General features: G+C 54.1%; 16 protein-coding genes and 1 pseudogene. 4 read left to right on the top strand and 13 right to left on the bottom strand.

Translation table 11 applies throughout. The features are described 5' to 3' along the window. Window positions 1-15: 15 nt before the first annotated feature. The 13 genes and pseudogenes from A7Q00_RS06270 to leuC all read right to left on the bottom strand — a co-directional run bounded on the left by A7Q00_RS06270 (window position 16) and on the right by leuC (window position 8,851). On the bottom strand, window positions 16-879 hold the full coding sequence (locus tag A7Q00_RS06270; protein ID WP_082887775.1) for a DUF1444 domain-containing protein: 864 nt from the start codon (window positions 877-879) through the stop codon (window positions 16-18). Window positions 880-1,009: 130 nt separating this feature from the next. Next, window positions 1,010-1,477: a NanQ anomerase/TabA/YiaL family protein gene (locus tag A7Q00_RS06265; RefSeq protein WP_064089750.1), complete on the bottom strand. Its 468-nt coding sequence runs from the start codon at window positions 1,475-1,477 to the stop codon at window positions 1,010-1,012. Window positions 1,478-1,512: 35 nt separating this feature from the next. Next, a complete protein-coding gene (locus A7Q00_RS06260) occupies window positions 1,513-2,238 on the bottom strand; it encodes an SH3 domain-containing protein (protein WP_064089749.1) in 726 nt (241 codons plus the stop codon). 90 nt (window positions 2,239-2,328) lie between these two features. After that, window positions 2,329-2,996, bottom strand: a pseudogene (locus tag A7Q00_RS06255) (DUF2625 domain-containing protein). A 127-nt stretch (window positions 2,997-3,123) separates the two neighbouring features. Continuing rightward, window positions 3,124-3,486 (bottom strand): TIGR02328 family protein, encoded by a 363-nt coding sequence (locus A7Q00_RS06250; RefSeq protein WP_064089748.1) that lies wholly within the window; start codon window positions 3,484-3,486, stop codon window positions 3,124-3,126. A gap of 66 nt (window positions 3,487-3,552) precedes the next feature. Further along, window positions 3,553-3,906 carry a hypothetical protein gene (locus A7Q00_RS06245; RefSeq protein ID WP_064089747.1) on the bottom strand — a complete coding sequence of 118 codons (354 nt, stop codon included), beginning with the start codon at window positions 3,904-3,906 and terminating at the stop codon, window positions 3,553-3,555. A 73-nt stretch (window positions 3,907-3,979) separates the two neighbouring features. Next, window positions 3,980-4,621: a 3-isopropylmalate dehydratase small subunit gene (leuD, locus tag A7Q00_RS06240; RefSeq protein ID WP_064089746.1), complete on the bottom strand. Its 642-nt coding sequence runs from the start codon at window positions 4,619-4,621 to the stop codon at window positions 3,980-3,982. 103 nt (window positions 4,622-4,724) lie between these two features. Then, on the bottom strand, window positions 4,725-4,913 hold the full coding sequence (locus A7Q00_RS06235) for a hypothetical protein (RefSeq protein WP_064089745.1): 189 nt from the start codon (window positions 4,911-4,913) through the stop codon (window positions 4,725-4,727). Window positions 4,914-5,045: 132 nt separating this feature from the next. Continuing rightward, window positions 5,046-5,435 carry a hypothetical protein gene (locus tag A7Q00_RS06230; RefSeq protein WP_064089744.1) on the bottom strand — a complete coding sequence of 130 codons (390 nt, stop codon included), beginning with the start codon at window positions 5,433-5,435 and terminating at the stop codon, window positions 5,046-5,048. A gap of 217 nt (window positions 5,436-5,652) precedes the next feature. After that, window positions 5,653-6,204 (bottom strand): hypothetical protein, encoded by a 552-nt coding sequence (locus tag A7Q00_RS06225; protein WP_064089743.1) that lies wholly within the window; start codon window positions 6,202-6,204, stop codon window positions 5,653-5,655. A 97-nt stretch (window positions 6,205-6,301) separates the two neighbouring features. Beyond that, complete coding sequence (locus A7Q00_RS06220; RefSeq protein ID WP_064089742.1) at window positions 6,302-6,613, bottom strand: hypothetical protein; 312 nt, start codon at window positions 6,611-6,613, stop codon at window positions 6,302-6,304. A gap of 43 nt (window positions 6,614-6,656) precedes the next feature. Next, on the bottom strand, window positions 6,657-7,298 hold the full coding sequence (locus A7Q00_RS06215; protein WP_064089741.1) for a hypothetical protein: 642 nt from the start codon (window positions 7,296-7,298) through the stop codon (window positions 6,657-6,659). 146 nt (window positions 7,299-7,444) lie between these two features. After that, on the bottom strand, window positions 7,445-8,851 hold the full coding sequence (gene leuC, locus A7Q00_RS06210; protein WP_064089740.1) for a 3-isopropylmalate dehydratase large subunit: 1,407 nt from the start codon (window positions 8,849-8,851) through the stop codon (window positions 7,445-7,447). A gap of 333 nt (window positions 8,852-9,184) precedes the next feature. On the opposite strand from leuC, the gene recD reads away from it, so the two are divergent. From recD to A7Q00_RS13475, 4 genes are all read left to right on the top strand, one after another. After that, window positions 9,185-10,888: an exodeoxyribonuclease V subunit alpha gene (gene recD / locus A7Q00_RS06205; protein WP_064089739.1), complete on the top strand. Its 1,704-nt coding sequence runs from the start codon at window positions 9,185-9,187 to the stop codon at window positions 10,886-10,888. 492 nt (window positions 10,889-11,380) lie between these two features. Beyond that, complete coding sequence (locus tag A7Q00_RS06200; protein WP_064089738.1) at window positions 11,381-12,541, top strand: beta-ketoacyl-ACP synthase III; 1,161 nt, start codon at window positions 11,381-11,383, stop codon at window positions 12,539-12,541. A gap of 43 nt (window positions 12,542-12,584) precedes the next feature. After that, complete coding sequence (locus A7Q00_RS06195; RefSeq protein ID WP_064089737.1) at window positions 12,585-12,977, top strand: DarG family dialkylresorcinol biosynthesis protein; 393 nt, start codon at window positions 12,585-12,587, stop codon at window positions 12,975-12,977. An 809-nt stretch (window positions 12,978-13,786) separates the two neighbouring features. Next, window positions 13,787-18,014, top strand: a 4,228-nt coding sequence (locus A7Q00_RS13475; RefSeq protein WP_281179003.1) for a beta strand repeat-containing protein, incomplete at its 3' end; no start/stop codon positions are given.

Below are 18,014 nucleotides of genomic sequence, written 5' to 3'. Positions count from 1 at the left end.
TTATTCCTTTTGAAATTAGAGGCTACCTGAAAACCTTAATGAGGCTGAAACAGGCTGATTTCGCCGTTGTGGTATTGGTAGAGCAGGGTGGAGATGGTGTAGGGGGGCTTCTTCGGCAATCTGTGCGGCGGCAACCTTCAGGGTGGCGATGGCGCGCTCGTCGGAAGGGTTGCATAAAATCAGCACGTTGCGTGCGGGAATGGCCAACACGGGGTTGGCGGGCAGCACGGGGTCGCTCGGCAGGATTTCGTTTAAGAGCAGGATGAGGGAGGCGTCGTAGTCGCTGTCGAGCAGGATTTGGGTGAGGCTGCTTTCTTCTACGTGTTCAATCTGTATTTTGTCCTGCATATATTGGCGCAGGTTGGCGAGGGCGGTGTGGTGTAGCGCGGCATCGTCGGCCAGGCCGGCGGCGACGGCGTCTTCGCGGCTGAGGGAGCGCATGGCTTCGCCGGTGTCGAGCATATAGAGCAGCACCAAATCGCCGGCAATCGGGCGGTAGATAACGGATTCTTCGGGCTCGGTGCCGGATACTTGGGTGGCCTGCCGCAGCTGTTCGAGCCAGAGGCCGTTTTTGATCACGGGGAATACCTGCTCGGCACGGGCTGGCGGCCGCTCGGCCATCATTTGCCGCACCACGGCGGTGTTGGCGGCGAGGAGGGCGTCTAAATCGGCCGGGGCTTGCAGATAGCGGGCGTAGTGGTTGCCCAGATAGAGCCTGCCTTCGCCCACTTGCAACACGGTGTCTTCAAGGCTTTCGCCCCATTCGATTTGCACATCCGCGGCGCAATCGCGGCGGATGCGCTCGGCGAAGTGTTGGATAAACTGCCGCCAATCCATTGTTTTCGGCTCGCGGCCGAAGAGTTTGCTGAAGAAAGACATTTTCCGATTCCTTTGTTGTTATGAAATGCTTATCCGGGCGGCCTGAAGGCTACCTGAAAATGGGGGTGTGCGTTATTTGATTTTATTATGGTGTCTGATGGCGGAAGCAATAAAGGCTACCTGAAAAAATTTACTCAATGCGGCAATCTGCGCTTCGGATTTTAAACACGGCCTTGCGGATGGTTTGCCCGGGCGTGCCCACCAGCGGGGCGTGGCCGTCGTTGGGGAAGAAGAGGGCAAATTCGCCTATTTCCAAATCAAACCATGTTTCCGGCGTGCAGCGGAAAAATTCGATGTCGCGCTCTTCGTTATAGCCTTGGCCGTGTTGCAGGCGGCTGCGGTCTATCCAGCCGTAGGTTTCCCTGCCGTTTAACGGCACTTGGATATCGATGTGGTTTAAATGCGCTTCGGGCAGGGCGGCTTCGCGTGCGCGCAGGGTTTCGGTTTGAATGAAGAGGCGGATATTCGGGTTGCCGCACGGCACTTGGCCGTCGGGCAGGGCGGCAAAATCCAGGCTTTGCAGCAGGCGGAAGGCTTCGGCAAAGTCGGGGTGCAGCGCGGCGTAGCGGGCGGCGTTGGTGATGGTGTCGGTAATCATGTTTTGCAGAAAGAGATAAAAAGGCCGTCTGAAAATTAAACCTCAGGGTGTAGCGAAGCCAATACGTTCTTCAAGATGCCTTGCCGGAAGACAAATAAGACTTCGGTATAGGCGGCACCATCTCCGATGACGGTCGTTAAGAAAAGGGTGTCGTCTTTCGCGCGGTAGTAACAGTGGCTCAGTTGCGTATTATCGCCTGCCTTTTCAAAATATGGGTTGAACAGGTGGTCATATTGGGCTCGGGGGGCGATTTGTGTTTTACCGTTGCGGAAAAAGGCAATTTCACGATAGTGGCTGAATGGAATTGTACCGTCGGTGCCGAACATTTCTTTTCCTCGATAATGGGAAAGTCCGTATTGATCGTGTGTAAACAGATGTTTTTCTTTATTATAGTTGAAACGTTCCGATTTAATGCTCACGCCCATGCCGTTTTTTTGGCAGGTAAAGCCGTCGGCAGTAGCCGTAACGGGGATGCTTTCATAACGCGACAACGGAATCAGTCGCGAAGTATGCACCCAGCCATCCAGGCTTTTTGTGCCGCGCAAATCGTAGGTCATCTGCCAACCGTGTTCTAAATAAAGCTTTCCGTCCATCTCGGGGGTATAAACATGAGTGCCGTTTGGAATTTTGGTCAGGATTCGGCTTTGGGCGTTCGGTTTTTCGCGTAAGTTGCTGTATCCGTCAGGATCTTGAATTTCTGAGAATTCTGCATGTGTGGCGAGGCTGATAAAAAGTATAGGGAGCAGGATAATTTTTTTCATGGTGGTCGTGAGTGAATGGTTTTATATATCTCAGGTTATATTTCCCGCCAAATTTGGCTTTGATAAAAAAGTCGTCTGAAAAAGCATTCCTTACAGGATAGATTTTTGTAAATCTAAAGTGGAAGCATAATGTTCGGCAATGGCGATAGGCTTGCGGCTGAATTGGTTTATGTCGCCACCTTCTTCGGTACATAAAAATGGAAAGAACGTATAAACGCTGTCGCTACTCAAATTGCGGATTTCTTTGCGCCAATTTTGCCAGCGTAGGTTCTCATAATACATCTGCAGGTCGCCTACTAATGCCCAATGCAAAAATCGCCATAGCCTTTTTCGCAGTCTTCCCATTCGAGAGTGTCAGGCGGCAGGTAGAACACGTTGCCGGGCGTGCCGTCCAATCCGCCGCCGTTGAGGGCGAAATAGCCGCCGGCGGCATCATCGGCAATCAGGTAATAAGGAGCAGGTGCGGCAGGTTTGGATTGTGTGCGGCCGAGATTCCAGCTTTCCAGTCCGCGCGGCAGGCGGGGGCTGCCCGAGCCCAGGATGCGCAGCCAGCCGTGGTCGATGAGGATGCCGCCGGTTTCATACACCACCGCACCCATCACGGAACGGGTGCTTACTTGGGTTTTCACCAGTTCGGCTTCTGCGGCGGCGGGGTTGCGCGGCAGGATTTCCACGGGATTGGCGGCTTCGGCAAGCCATTCTTGAATCAGCGGCCATGCGGGGTCGGCAGTATTGATGAGGTCGGCTAGTGTTTTCATATAAGGCTACCTGAAAGTGAGCGCAGCGAACTTCTGCGAAGCTAAAATGAGCAAGAGCAGAGTTTTGCGAAGCTAAAATGAGAGAGAGGTGTCTGCGAAGCTAAAAGTGGGTGGGTTAAGCAGCTGTTTAGATGGCTATACCTTTACTGCGTAGATTCGCCAAGCATTCGGCAAGGTAATCATCGTCGTGTTCGGCATAAATCGGGTTGCCGACAGGCTCTTCCGCCAAATCGGGATAGGGCGGGCAGGTGTTGCCGCGATGGTTTTTATCGCGCCACGCGGGATCAGGCCGGTAGCCGCGCTGCTGCATTTCGTCCATGATGAGGGCGTGATAGGCATAGAGCAGATAGGGGCTGTGGGCGAAGACGTAGTTTACGGTGGCATGCGGCCGGCCCCAGCCGTTGCCGCGCAGGGCGGCGCATTCGCGGTGTTGGCCGAGCAGTTGGGCGTGGGGGAGTTGGGGGATAAGGGATTGGTGCCACAGGCGCATCAATCAGACCTCCGTAAAAAGTGCAGGCTGCTTTTTGGCAATGGAAAAGCAGCCTGCACATTATTTTCAATCAATAGCGCGGTATTCGCCCGTCCATTCGCCATTGGGCGCGGCGGCATCGGTTTTCATTTTGCCGCTGCGCCGGTCGATTTCATAACTGAACAGACGCGGAGCGGTTGTCGGGTCGCCGCCGCATTGGGCATTGTGTTTTTCGCGCACGTCCACCCTGTAGCCAGTTCTGGTTTTCTCGGCCATAAACATCAGGCATTCGGTTTTCAGGCTGGTCAGCTGATTGCGGGCTACAGATTCGGACACGCGCCGAATCGCCTGCTCTTCGCTGCGCACGCTTTGGGCATGTGCGGGCAGCACGGTAACAGCCGATAGGACAGCCAAACAATAGATAGATTTGAATTTCATCATGTTTCCTTTTATGCACAATAAAAAAACACCGGCAACCGACATCTGCGCATGGGGATGCAGGCTGCCTGCCATTTTAACCGTTAAACAGCCAAGGCTGGCTTTGGCGGCGCTGTGCTTCAAATGCTTTGATGTCGTCCGCATGCTGCAGGGTGAGGCCGATTTCGTCCAAACCGTTTAAGAGGCAATGTTTGCGGTGTTCGGTGATGTCGAAAGGGAATGTTTCGCCGCTTGGCGTGGTTACGGTTTGTTTTTCCAAATCAATGCTTAATCGATAGCCTTCGGTGGCGTAGGTTTCTTGGAACAGCTGTTCCACCTGCTCTTCGGTCAGCACGATGGGCAGCAGGCCGTTTTTGTAGCAGTTGTTAAAGAAGATATCGGCAAAGCTGGGGGCGATGACGGCGCGGAAGCCGTAGTCGTCGAGCGCCCAAGGGGCGTGCTCGCGCGAAGAGCCGCAGCCGAAGTTTTTGCGCGTGAGCAGGATTTGCGCGCCTTGGTAGCGTGGCTGATTCAGCGAAAAATCAGGATTGAGCGGGCGCTTGCTGTTGTCCATACCCGGCTCGCCGTGGTCGAGATAACGCCATTCGTCGAAGCAGTTTACGCCGAAGCCGCTGCGTTTGATGGATTTGAGGAATTGTTTGGGGATGATGGCGTCGGTGTCCACATTATTGCGGTCGAGCGGGGCAACGAGGGCGGTGAGCTGGGTAAAGGCTTTCATGGCGGGTCTTTGTGGTTTGCTTAAAGGCTACCTGAAAAATGTAACCTTTTATTTATATGGTTATTTTCATTCCGGCAGGCCGAGCGCCTGCCGGATGCTTGGCTTATTCGGTGGCGTTTTCGATTTTCTCGCCCACGTTGGAAATGCCGCAGCCAACGGCATTGCTGCCTTTGCGCACGGCTTCGCGGGTGTGGTCGATGTTGTTGGCGGTGTCTTCTTTTACGCCGTGCCAAGTGCTGGAACAGGCGGAGAGGCCGATGGCGGTAATGGCGAGGATGAGAAGGTGTTTCATGTTTTCAGCTCCTTATGTGAAAAATTGAAAGATGCAAGATTGCTTCGTGTGGCTTTATTATCGGCCAAAACGGCAAGACCGACGGCTGATTTAGCCTGAATTTATCGGATTTTACTTTATCAGGCAGGCCGGTTAGCGGTGGTCTTCGGGGTTGTATTGGCGCACGATTCGGGCAAGCTCCGGGCGCTGGTTGCGGCAGTAGGCGGAGATTTCAACGCGGGAGGCGTGGCGTTTGCCGTCTGCACCGAATACCTGGGCGGCTGGGTGTTTGCGGCGCAGTTCGGCCAAGGCGGCAGGGTCTGCTTGGCAGGCGCTTTGGCGGGCGAGGCCTTCGTAGATGTGGCGGATACGGGTTTTGGTGCGGATTTCGCTTTCGGCTATATACGGGCAGGCGGCCACGAAGCTTTGCACGGTGATGAAATCGTTAATCGCCGTGCGGCAGTCTGCCGGTATCGGCCCGGCGGATGCCAGGGCGGGGCTTAGGACGGTGAGGAGGAGGGCGGTTTTGAGGAGGGTTTTCATGAGGCAATCGGTTATTTGGGTTTCTGAGGCGGGTTATTTTAGCTTTTTCAGGTAGCCTTCGGGGTATAGTGAATTACATTTAAACCAGTACAGCGTTGTTTCGCCTTGCCGTACTATCTGTACTGTCTGCGGCTCGTCGCCTTGTCCTGATTTAAATTTAATTCACTATAAAAGTTCTGAAGGCTGTGGCAGGGGCAGGAATATCGTCCTGCTGAGGCTAGCATTCCTCACCGTTATCCGGCATTTTGCCCGAACGCGGCCGTGTACCGATTTTGTTGACCACGGCATTATAGTTGCGTTGGTCGCATTCTACGCCCATTTCCAAACGGCTGATTTCAATCGTGGCGGGGCGGCGGATTTTGCGCGGGTTGCCTTGAAGCCAGGCGGCGGGCAGCATCGATCTTAAATCGGCAGGGGTGAAATAGTTGCGGTGCGGCGGGCGCAGCATAATTTCGATTTCCGCGTCGTTATAGTCATCGGCGATATAGGGCAGCTTGGCGCGTGCGGCGGGCGTGGGCTTGAAGGCTATACTCCACACAGCCCGGCCGTTGTCTTGCAACAAATCGGCATACAACCAGCCTTCCAAACGCATCTTACCAACCAACACGGCGTAATCGGTCGCATCCTTGTGCATACCCTGATAACGCATCGGCGTGCCTTGGGGGATGGTCACGTTTTGACGAAGCGGCGGCAGCAGGTGCGGCGTTTTGGCAAGGGCAAACCCGGTGCAGAGCAACAGCGGCAACAAAGTGGCGTATCGATGTTTCATGATTTTTCCTTTCTAAGGGCGATGGTGTAAAGGCAACCTGTACTGAGCTTTTCGGGCTACCTGAAAACGGATTGGATGCCAACGAACAAATGCCTTATCAGCCGCTGTCTTGGCCGGACAGGCGGACAAAATATTCCGCCAAGCGGTGCAATATGTCTTCGGGGCATTCGCTGTTTTCGGCAAAGAACCAATATTCGCCATACGGATTGTGAATACTGAATTTCCAGCCTTTGTAGCGGAAATCCATCCACGTTTCATCTGTAACCAAATCGGGGCGAAAGGCGGTGGGCAGGCCGCCGAAACGGATAATCCGCCACAGCAGGCGCGAGGGCGGGCAGGTTTGCGGCAGTTGCAGGAACAGGCGCGAGCCGTCGGCCATGATGTCGTTTTTCAGCACGGGTTTGTCCATTGTTCCGCTCCTTGGTTTTCAGGCAGCCCCTGCGGCGGGCGGGTTAAAAATCGGCTTCGTAACCGTGCCCGCGGCTGCCGTAAAACATCAGCCAGCGCGCCAAAGAATAGACGATGTGCAGTTGGCTTTCCAAGCTTTCGGGCGCGGCTTCGGGCGCTTCGTATTGGTCTTTCAGATATTCCAAGCCGTGCTGCCGAGCGGCGGGGGCAACGGCGGCAATCAGGCGTTGAGCGTAGTCCACGGCTTCTTCGGCCAGGTGGTTCGACCATGCTTCGTTGAGCAAATCTTCGCCGATCAACTCTTGGCAGTCAGCCAAAAACTGGCCTCGGAATACGTTTTCGTCCTGCCCGAAGGCACGGTATATCGGCACGCTGTCCTGTTCGGGCGCAAGTTCGATGACGTAATAGCCCCGATAATCTTCATAAACTTCGTCAAACGGCGGTTTGTCCGGGCTGTCGTGGGCATCGTATCGTTCGCGCAACCAGGCATCGGCCCGTGCGTCTTTGCCCACTTGCGGCGCGTTGATGGTTTCGTAGCTGGGTATGCCGAGGCCGAACCATTCTTCCAACAGCGCATCATATTGATCGGGCGGAAGATTGTCTGACGTTATCAGGCGGTAAAGTTCGTAAAAGCGTTGTTCTTTGCCTGCTTTCGGCTTGTTCAACGGGCGCATATCCAATCCCATGGCGTTTTCCTTTCGTGGGTGGGTTTATTAAAGAAGGGGCAGCATCAATGCCCGCTTGGACGGATGAGTTTAAACCGCTGTAAATGCAGGCTGCCTGAAACGCTGAAAAACAGCCCAAAGCAGCCTGCACTTCCTTCACGCGCGTATTACAACTCCCGCACGTCCACAAACCGCCCGGCCACCGCCGCCGCTGCCGCCATCGCGGGACTGACGAGGTGCGTGCGGCCGCCGTTGCCCTGCCGTCCTTCAAAATTGCGGTTGGAGGTGGAGGCGCAGCGCTCTTTCGGTGCGAGGCGGTCGGCGTTCATGGCCAGGCACATGGAGCAGCCGGGTTCACGCCATTCGAAGCCCGCGTCGGTGAAAATTTTGTCCAAGCCTTCTTTTTCCGCCTGCTCTTTCACCAAGCCGGAGCCGGGCACGACCAGCACGCGGTTCACGTTGTCGGCCTTTTTGCGGCCTTTGGCCACGGCGGCGGCTTCGCGCAAATCTTCGATGCGGCTGTTGGTGCACGAGCCGATGAACACCACGTCCACGGGGATTTCGTTCAGCGGCGTGCCGGCGGCCAGGCCCATGTATTCCAAGGCGCGTTCCATGCCCGCGCGTTTCACCGCGTCGGCTTCGTCGGCGGGATTCGGCACTTTGCCGTCCACGCCCAGCACCATTTCGGGCGACGTGCCCCACGTTACCTGCGGCTCAATGTCTTCGGCGCGGAATCTGTACGTTTTGTCGAATTTCGCGCCTTCATCGGACACCAGCGTGCACCAGTAGGCCACGGCTTTGTCCCAATCCGCGCCTTTGGGGGCGAATTTGCGGCCTTGGATGTAGTTGATTGTGGTGTCGTCCACGGCCACCAAGCCGCTGCGCGCGCCGGCTTCAATCGCCATGTTGCACAGGGTCATGCGGCCTTCCATACTCAGGCTGCGGATGGCTTCGCCACCGAATTCGATGGCATAGCCCGTGCCGCCCGCCGTACCGATTTGGCCGATGATATACAGCGCGATGTCTTTGGCGGTTACGCCCGGTTTCAGACGGCCTGAAACTTCAATCAGCATGGATTTGGACTTCTTGGCGGTGATGCACTGGGTGGCCATGGTGTGTTCCACTTCGCTGGTGCCGATGCCGTGCGCCAGTGCGCCGAACGCGCCGTGGGTACTGGTGTGCGAGTCGCCGCAGACGACGGTCATGCCGGGCAGTGTCGCGCCTTGTTCGGGGCCCATCACGTGCACGATGCCTTGGCCTTTGTCTTTAAACGGGAAATACGCCAGCGCGCCGAATTCTTTGATGTTTTTGTCCAAAGTGTCCACTTGCAGCTTGGAAATCGGGTCTTTGATGCCTTCGTCCCAATGGTCGGTGGGCGTGTTGTGGTCGGCGGTGGAGACCACGCTGTCGATGCGCCATAGCTTGCGGCCGGCCATTTTCAGGCCTTCAAACGCCTGCGGGCTGGTCACTTCGTGCACCAGATGGCGGTCGATATACAGCAGCACCGTGCCGTCTTCTTCTTCGCGGACGATGTGGCTGTTCCAGAGTTTGTCGTAGAGGGTTTGTGCGTTCATGGGGTTTATTCCTTGGTGTGGTTTGGGGACGGATTATGCACAAAATGTCTAAATTTTGCAAGAATAGGGGATGTAAATTCGTCAAGGTGCAATAAATTCTAATTTTGTGTACATTTTGTCCTATAGATAAATGGCGGGCTACCTGAAATAGCTTGCCCCCGAATCATTATTAGGCAAGGCAGCCGGGCATCTGACACGGCTTCAATCTGCCTTTTCACCCGCCGAAAACCGTTTCAGGTAGCCCGAAGGATGATAAGGCGTGGGCAACGCTTATTATAGTGGATTAAAATTACTGCTTCCGCGTTTACCGCAGGCTACCTGAAAGAATCCGCCATGACCGAATACCGTTACCCCGCCGCCCAAGCCGCTGCCGAAGTGTTGCAGCGTTTGGCACCGCAGGCCGCCGAGCCGATGTTGCCGCTGTTGGACGAACTGTTTGCCGCGCAAGAGGGCGGCCACAGCTACATCACGCTCGCGCCGCAAGAGGCGGATGCGTTGCGGCAGGCCGCGCCGGTGGTGGGCGACGGCGGCGCGTTTACGCCTTTGGTGCTGCGCGGGCGGCGGCTGTTTGGCGGCAGGCTGTTTGCGTTGGAGCGCAGCGTGGCCGCCGAATTGCGGCGGATTGCCCGCAGCCGGGTGGGGCTACCTGAAAATGCCGGGCTGCGGCAGCGTTTGCACGATTGGTTTCCCGATGCCGGGCATAACGGGCAGCGGCTGGCTGCCGCGCTGGCGGTGTTGCAGCCGCTGATGTTGGTAACCGGCGGGCCGGGCACGGGCAAGACCACCACGGTGGCCAAGCTGCTGGCGCTGCTGTGCGCCGATGCGGCCGAGATGCCTCGTATTGCGCTCACCGCCCCCACCGGCAAGGCCGCCGCCCACATGACCCGTTCGCTGCACCGCGCGTTGAGTAGCTTTAAAGTGGGTAGCGAACGGGTGCTGCAGCATTTGACAGCCTTGGAAGGACAAACTGTCCACCGTTTGCTGAAGCTGAACCCGGTTGCCGGCCGTTCGAAATTTAACCGCGAGCAGCCGCTGCCCTTCGATATTGTGGTGGCCGACGAGGCTTCCATGCTGGATTTGCCGCTGCTGCACCAATTATTGTGCGCCATTCCCGAGCATGGCCGCCTGATTTTGTTGGGCGATGAAAACCAGCTGCCACCAGTGGGCATCGGTGCTGTATTGCACGTGCTGGCGCAGCCCACCGTGCTCACGGCTAAAGAAGCTGCCCAGTTGGCCGAGTGGCTGCCCGAAGGCGTGCCGTTTGAAGTGCGGGATAACCCGCCGCCCTTGGCCGGCAACGTGGCGCGGTTGGAATACAGCCACCGTTTCGATCCGCAGCGCGGCGTGGGCGCATTGGCGCAGGCCGTGGTAAGCGGAGAGGCTGCCGCCGCCGAAGCCGCGTTTGCCCGTTTTCCCGACGACTTGTTCAGGCTACCTGAAACCCCCGCCGCCTTGGCGCGGCACTTTGCCAAACAGCACGAAGCCTACTGGCAGGCGGTCAACAGCGGCGACCTGGCGGCCTGCTTCGCCGCCCAGCAGCAGCTGGTGGTGCTGGCCGCTCGGCGCAGCCAGGCGGCGGAGTTCAACCGCGAATACCGCAAGCTCCTGACCACACAAGGCAGGGCGGCGGAACAGGGCTGGTTTGCCGGGCAGGTGTTGATGGTGGCGGAAAACGATTATGCCGTGAACGTGTTTAACGGCGACATCGGCATCGTGCTGCCGTACGGCGGCGGGCTGGCTGCGTTTTTCCCCGATGCCGGCGGCTTCCGCGCCGTATCGCTCAGCCGGCTGCCCGCGCACGATACCGCCTTCGCCATGACCGTGCACAAAAGCCAAGGCTCGGAATACCAGGAAGTGTGGCTCTTGGGCGACGAGGCCGACTCCGCCCTGTTCGACCGCACCCTGCTCTACACCGCCATCACCCGCGCCCGCCGCCGCTTCGGCTACGCCGGCCAGATGAGCGCCCTCACCGCCGCCGTGCAACGCAAAAATCACCGCTGCACCGGTTTGGGCGAGGCCTTGCGATGGGCGAAGTAAGTAGGCGGGTGTTGCGAAGAAAAAGGCTACCTGAAAATTTCAGGTAGCCTTTTTTGCCGCTTCGCCGTGTTGGCTGTGTGTTTTATAGTGAATTAACAAAAATCAGGACAAGGCGGCGAGCCGCAGACAGTACACACGTTACGGCAAGGCGAGCCAATGCTGTACTGGTTTTTGTTAATTCACTATATCCGAAAACGGATATTGGTTATGATTCTACTTGGGCGGCATGGGCCTGGCAGGGTTGTTGCGGAGAGGCTATATGTTTGGATGCATTGATACTTGAGGCTTAGGGCGGTTCACATTTATAATGACGCGCGTAGAATGCGGCTTAAGAAGAACTGGCACAATAAAAATGACAATTACGACAGCCTGAAATGTTCATGTTTCAGGCTGTTCGGCATTAACAGCCCGGTTTCGGGCAGCTTTTATCCGGCCGCCATAGGCTACCTGAAAATGCCTGCGCTCGTTTAGATAAATCAGAGGAATCAGGAATTGCACAAACCATCAGATGTTTATATCAAACGCGCCGCTGCATTTTTGCCCAACTTGCCGGTGGGCAACGATGAAATGGAAGCGGTGCTCGGCATGTCGGGGGATACGCCTTCTCGCGTGCGCAAGATGATTTTGCGCTCCAATGCCATCACCTCCCGCTATTACGCCATCGACCCGCACACCCGCCGCGCCACGCACAGCAACACGGAACTGGCTGCGCTGGCGGTGCGCGGTTTGCTGGAGCAGGGCTTGCGGGCGGACGAAATCGGCAGTCTCTGCTGCGGCACGTCTTACCCCGACCAGATTATGCCCGGCCATGCAGTGATGGTGCACGGCCTGCTGCCGGAAATTCCGCCCTGCGAAGTAGTGAGCACGGCCGGGGTGTGCGTGGCGGGGATGTCGGCGATGAAGCAGGCCGAACGCGCGGTGCGCACGGGCGAATGCCGCGAAGCGGTGGCGGCGGCTTCGGAAGCGGCTTCGGCAGTATTGCGCGGCGAACGTTTCCGCAGCGAAACCGACAGCCTGCGCCTGCAGGATGCCAAGCCGGAAATTGCGTTTGAAAAGGATTTTTTGCGCTGGATGCTCTCAGACGGCGCGGGCGCGGTACAACTGGGCAGCGAGCCGCTGGCCGGGCAGCTGAATTTGAAAATCCATTGGATGGATTTGCTCTCGTATGCCAACGAGATGCCGGTGTGCATGTATGCTGGCGGTGAAGTGGGGCAGGGCGGGGAATGGCTGAGCTGGAAAGACGTGGATGCCGATGAATGCGCCGAACGCAGCCTGATGACGGTGAAGCAGGATGTGAAGCTGCTGAACGAAAATGTTATCGCCTATACGGCGGAAAAACCGCTGCGCCGCCTGATTGCCAAGCACGGCCTGCGGTCGGACGAGATTGATTGGTTTTTGCCGCACTATTCCTCTGGTTTCTTCCGCAACCGGCTGGCCGACGGCCTGGCCGCTGCCGGGCTGCCGATTGCTGAAGAGAAATGGTTTACCAACCTGCCTTGTAAAGGCAACACCGGCTCGGCGGCGATTTATATTATTTTGGAAGAGTTTATGCGCCGGGAGGATATTAGGCACGGACAGAAAATCCTGTGCTACATTCCCGAAAGCGGTCGCTTTTCCACTTGCTTTATGCTGTTGGAAGCAGTGTATGCCTGAGGCTACCTGAAAACCAAATTCTGTTTGTTTGGAACCGATTGGCATGGACATTAACGACATCCCGCAAGACGACAGCCCCAGCTACCGTGGGCATCAAAAAATCATCTACGGCACGCGCAACGGCCGCTACCAAGCCGCCACCAGTACCGGTTGGCAAGATGAATCCTACGTCACCGTGCAGGCCGTGGCCGAGCTGGAGGAGCAGACCGAAGCCGCCAAGCAGGCTGTGGAACGCGGCGAACGCTCCGCTTTGTATTACCACATGTTCCGCAGCCGTCATGACGAAGCCAGCCTGGCCATGGCCGCCGGCGTATGGCGCTGGCAGCTGCGCCGCCATTTGCAGCCTGCTGTGTTTGAGAGGCTACCTGAAAAAACTTTGGCCAAATACGCCCAAGCTTTGGGTATCAGTTTAAGTGAATTGCAGCAGCTGTTTTAAAGAGCGGGATTTGTAAAAGCGGGTACTAAAAATTGGTTTCTTGCATTGATGGCTTAAAAAGCTTGCTTATCTAAATGATAAGCAAGCTTTTTTTATGGTTTATTCAGTTGTATTGGATTGTGTGCGCCAGATTATACAGCATCCTGTGTGTGTAGGCTTGTGTGGTGACGTGATGGAACTTTTACTGCATAGGGTGATAAAGGCTACCTGAAAGCTAGGGAGGTAGGGCAATGCGATATTTTGATTGATTTTTTATTTCGTGTAGTAGAGGGTTTAAGAACGGATATTGCTGTTAGCCAGTGTTGGGTAATTTAAACTGGGAATAACTTGCAACTTACCTAGTGAGGCTACTCAATAGAAGCTGAAATTTCACTTAGATGACAGAATGCGAGAGTGTTTCATGATTTAGTTTCCAGGTAGTCTGAAGTGTTAAGTGCTTGTATATAAGAAAATCTAAAAGTATTTTTATTGTTTGAGATTAGGTTAGAAGCGCAGCTGGTATGGCTTGTTCAGGAAGATGTGTTGCAAAACAGTTGTAAACTTTTGTAATGAAATACAACCAATCGATAAGCGACTAGGAGGACGCGTTAATTAGCTGTATCATCTATCCGCAATTTGCCCGCAGGTTTTAGAATACGTAGTCTATTGAATTTATTTGAATAAAATAAATTCGTTCTGCAAGAGTAATTTAAGTTTTGTGTGATTTGGCAAGCGTAGGAAGAAATAGGTAGTGAGATTGATGTAAATCAACCTATGGGCTCTATCCCACTATTTTTTTTGATTTTTTTGAAAGTTAGGGAGCTGAGTATATGAACAAAGTTTACCGTACCGTATGGAATGAACATACCAACACTTGGGTGGCTGTGGCAGAGATTGCTACTGCACGTGGGAAATCAGGCAAAGCCAAAGTGGTGGCTACAGGTATTGCTACTGCACTTGGGAAATCAGGCAAAGCCAAAGTGGTGGCTACAGGTATTGCTGTAATGGGAGCACTGGCTTCTTCTGCTGCTCAAGCAGGGTTAGTATGGGGTGATAATGCCAGCGCGCCATATTATGACTCAATCTCTATGGGGAATGGCAGCAAGGCAAAAACAAACTACACCATTACGCTGGGGACTAATGCTGAAAATACGTCAAATGGCGAAGCAGGTGTAATTATCGGGAATGGTTCTCAAGCCATAACAGATGTAAACCCCAATACAGCCAAAAATACCATGGGGCAGCAAGTTGTAGTTGGTGAAGCCAGCGTGGCCAATAGCCAAGGTGTTGCGCTTGGTGCGCAAGTATATGCTACAGGTCAATCATCTATTGCAATTGGTGGCGATGACTTAGGCAATAATGACAGTAAAACATCCGCAGGGAAATATACTGGTGCTGATGAATGGCGCAATTACGCAGGTCAACCCATTACCGTAGAAGGTGTTAGCACCAAAGATGCTTCCAACCCCGCAATTGGTTTTACCAGCACCACAGCAAGTGGGCGCGGTTCTATTGCGATTGGTCATATGAGCCAATCAACAGGCAAAGCCTCTTTGGCTTTTGGCGCGGATTCCCACGCAGAAGCGGATGGTGCCATTGCCGTGGGTATGGTATCGCAAGCGAAAGGTCCCGCTGCGGTTGCCATCGGGGTGGGCGCAGAGGCGCAAAAATTACATGCGACAGCAATTGGTTTAAAAGCGATTGCTTCGGGTGATAGAAGTATTGCAATTGGCGATTCTACGAAATCTGATGCTTTACGCACTATTGCAATGGGCTGGAAAGCAGATGCATCAGGCGCTGATGCTGATGAAGCCATTGCTATTGGCGTTGATTCTGTATCAAGAGGGCGTCAAAGCGTGGCGCTAGGTTCTGCAACAGCAGCAATCGGCAACCAATCAACAGCCATTGGTAATAACAGTATCGCCAGAGGTAATTCTTCTATTGCGATTGGTGGGGATGATTTAAATAAAGTTTCCCAAGATGCTGCTGGAAATTGGAACCAATCAGCGACAGCACTTAAATACAAACAATTAACAGGCGATGATTTGATTCAAGACCCTGTTAATAAGCGATATATCTCTACTGAGGCAGGCAATGCTGCCGTGGCTTTGGGTGTGCAATCTTTTGCTAAGGGCGATTTGGCCACTACCGTGGGTACGCGTTCATCAGCAAATGAGGCGGCAGCCGTTGCGCTTGGCGCGGGGACGCATGCATCCAAGGAAAACTCTGTGGCATTGGGTGCGGGCAGTACAACTGCTACAAACGCTACTGATGTGTCATCAGCCACAATTGGTGCAATCACCTACGGTGGTGGGACTAGCCCGTTTGCTGGTAGCGGCAATGTGGTTGCCGGTGACCAAGTTTCAGTTGGTGCGGCCGGTTTCGAACGTCAAATTAAACACGTTGCACCTGGTGCCATTACCGATACCAGTACTGATGCTATTAACGGTAGCCAGTTGTTCTATGTGGCCAAAGGTTTACAAGAACAAATTACAGCTGCTGGCGCTAACGGTATCCACTTCTATCATGTAAATGGCGAAAATACTGACAATAACTACAATAATGATGGAGCAACAGGCAGTAAAGCTTTAGCAGCAGGTATTAATGCTAAAGCGGCTGGCGCTAGCTCTGTTGCGGTTGGTAGCGCTGAAGTTGCAGCAAAATCTGTTGTTGGTCAGTCAAATTCCCAGGGTGCGGTTGCAATTGGTAATTCCGCTTATGCAGCAGGTCTCCAAGCAATCACTCTTGGTGCTAGCCGTGCGGAAGAGGAGAAGGCAATTGCCATCGGCTCTAATGCCCGCTCTAGTGCCAAGGCTTCTACGGCTATTGGTGCGGATGCAGTCGCTTCTAAAGTAAATGGTATCTCTATTGGCTCCAGTGCCAATACAGCTGGTAATAATAGCGTAGCAATTGGTGCAGATAGTTCTACTGTCGCAGCTGGTTCAGTTGCCTTGGGTTATGGCTCTCAGGCTACTCGGGCTGCTATTGATGCGACTAAAGTTCAGGCTAATGCAGCGCCTACTGTGGCGAATAATCAGGTTTACGCACTGGCGTCAGCTTCTAATACTGATCAAAACAATATTAGGGCGACAGTAAAAGGCGAGCTGGGTGCGGTATCAGTTGGTACGCAGAGTGGTACCCGTCAGATTATTAATGTGGCTGCTGGTACAGAAGATTCTGATGCGGTAAACGTTGCCCAACTAAAAGCAGTAGCAAACCAGATTGCCGCCTCTTCTTCATCTGCGGCTACACACTACTATAGTGTTAAAGGTAGTGGATCTACAGATGGTAACTACAATAATGATGGTGCCACCGGCGATAAATCAATGGCAGCTGGTGTGAATGCCTCTGCTAAAACAAGTAATTCCATTGCAATTGGTACTAATGCTTCTGTTGATGTGGGTACAGCTACTGCTGACTCAGGTACAGTTACTGGTGTAGGCTCAGTGGCTGTAGGTGCGGATAGCGCCGCCAAAGGTACTAATGCCGCTGCATTCGGCCAAAAAGCTGAAGCTTTTGGTCAAAACTCTTTGGCTGCCGGCCAAGATTCCCATGCAACTGGTAAATCTTCTGTTGCCTTAGGGGATGGTGCCAGAGGCAGCCAAGATTCCGCAACAGCTGTGGGTGTATATACCAAAGCGAGCGGCGCTGGTGCTACGGCAATTGGTAGCAGTGCTGAAGCCAATACTTGGGGTGCTACGGCATTGGGTTTAGGTGCTAAAGCAATTACCAATAGCAGCACTACAGCAATTGGCCGTGCAGCCGAAGCAACTGGTTCTTCTGCTACAGCTGTTGGTGCCGCAGCATCAGCAACAGGTAATAATGCAGTTGCGGTAGGTAATGATAGTACGGCAGCTGGATCCAGTTCTTTTGCTGCAGGGCATGGCGCTGAGGCTGGTGCTGTGAATAGTGTATCTATTGGTCTTAATGCAGGTAAGGGTGCGAGCAATAATATTCGCACTATTGCGATTGGCGATTCTGCAGCAATCAATAGCAATGGTAACAACAATGTTGCCGTAGGCACCCAAGCCATGAATGGCTATGTAGGTAATGCCAGTATTGGTATTGGTGAACAAGCTGGTTTGGAATCGAAGGGTCAGCATAATACCGTGATTGGTTGGACTGCTGCACGCCACTTGGATGGTGATGACAATATTGCTATTGGTACTCGTGCTAATGACGCTACTGCTGCGTCTCCTAGAACAGTTACTAATACTATAGCCTTAGGCTCAGATACCAAAGCTACGGTAAATGGGTCGGTTGCGTTGGGTAATAAATCCGTTGCTTCTACCGCTGCTGGTGTGGAAGGAGCTGATCCGCTGAATGCAGTTACAGCTAAAAATAACGCTACTTGGACTTCTACTGAAGCAGCAGTATCTGTAGGCGATGTTGCAAATAATATTACTCGCCAGATTACGGGGGTAGCTGCAGGTAAGGAAGATACTGATGTAGTAAACGTTGCTCAGTTGAAAGCTGTGGCGAGTCAGATTACTACGCAAGCCGTATCCACTACTCCATTGACTGTAGCCAACGGCAAAGTTACTCCGCCGGCCGCAGCTGATGCCAACAAACTGGCCACAGCAGGCGACATTGCCAATGCCATCAACAACAGCGGCTTCAACATTAATGCCGGCGGCAACGTAGTAGGTACTTCTACCGCTACTATTGCCAAACCCGGCAGCACCCTGACGCTGAAAGCCGGTGACGGATTGACTGTGAAACAGGATTTGGACGGCCAAGGTAACCAAAGCTACACCTACACTTTGAATGCCCAAACCGTAGTGCAGAATGCCCAAACCCCGGTGGTGTACACCAAAGCCGACGGTACGAAGGTGTACAAACACACCGACGGCAACTTCTACACCCAGCCTAACGGTGCGGGTACCCAAGTAGACGCCGGTGACGTGATTGCTAGCATGCAGGATGCGGCCGGCAGCACCACTGCACCGACCACATTGGCCAACGTGAAGAGCAACCTGGCTGATACTGCTACAGCCACCACCAATCCGGCCAACAACGATCGTGCCACACTGACTGCCAACAACAAAGGCAACAACG

This window comes from Eikenella halliae, from assembly GCF_001648475.1.
In the GTDB taxonomy this organism is placed as follows: Bacteria; Pseudomonadota; Gammaproteobacteria; order Burkholderiales; family Neisseriaceae; genus Eikenella; species Eikenella halliae.
The sequence above is the reverse complement of the archived record's forward strand: the minus strand, read 5'-3'. Positions and strand labels throughout refer to the sequence as shown.

Excerpts from the sequence above, each read along its gene's own strand:
- A7Q00_RS06270 (WP_082887775.1), bottom strand. The coding sequence starts at position 879 with ATGTCTTTCTTCAGCAAACTCTTCGGCCGCGAGCCGAAAACAATGGAT.
- A7Q00_RS06265 (WP_064089750.1), bottom strand. The coding sequence starts at position 1,477 with ATGATTACCGACACCATCACCAACGCCGCCCGCTACGCCGCGCTGCAC.
- A7Q00_RS06260 (WP_064089749.1), bottom strand. The coding sequence starts at position 2,238 with ATGAAAAAAATTATCCTGCTCCCTATACTTTTTATCAGCCTCGCCACA.
- A7Q00_RS06250 (WP_064089748.1), bottom strand. The coding sequence starts at position 3,486 with ATGCGCCTGTGGCACCAATCCCTTATCCCCCAACTCCCCCACGCCCAA.
- A7Q00_RS06245 (WP_064089747.1), bottom strand. The coding sequence starts at position 3,906 with ATGATGAAATTCAAATCTATCTATTGTTTGGCTGTCCTATCGGCTGTT.
- leuD (WP_064089746.1), bottom strand. The coding sequence starts at position 4,621 with ATGAAAGCCTTTACCCAGCTCACCGCCCTCGTTGCCCCGCTCGACCGC.
- A7Q00_RS06235 (WP_064089745.1), bottom strand. The coding sequence starts at position 4,913 with ATGAAACACCTTCTCATCCTCGCCATTACCGCCATCGGCCTCTCCGCC.
- A7Q00_RS06230 (WP_064089744.1), bottom strand. The coding sequence starts at position 5,435 with ATGAAAACCCTCCTCAAAACCGCCCTCCTCCTCACCGTCCTAAGCCCC.
- A7Q00_RS06225 (WP_064089743.1), bottom strand. The coding sequence starts at position 6,204 with ATGAAACATCGATACGCCACTTTGTTGCCGCTGTTGCTCTGCACCGGG.
- A7Q00_RS06220 (WP_064089742.1), bottom strand. The coding sequence starts at position 6,613 with ATGGACAAACCCGTGCTGAAAAACGACATCATGGCCGACGGCTCGCGC.
- A7Q00_RS06215 (WP_064089741.1), bottom strand. The coding sequence starts at position 7,298 with ATGGGATTGGATATGCGCCCGTTGAACAAGCCGAAAGCAGGCAAAGAA.
- leuC (WP_064089740.1), bottom strand. The coding sequence starts at position 8,851 with ATGAACGCACAAACCCTCTACGACAAACTCTGGAACAGCCACATCGTC.
- recD (WP_064089739.1), top strand. The coding sequence starts at position 9,185 with ATGACCGAATACCGTTACCCCGCCGCCCAAGCCGCTGCCGAAGTGTTG.
- A7Q00_RS06195 (WP_064089737.1), top strand. The coding sequence starts at position 12,585 with ATGGACATTAACGACATCCCGCAAGACGACAGCCCCAGCTACCGTGGG.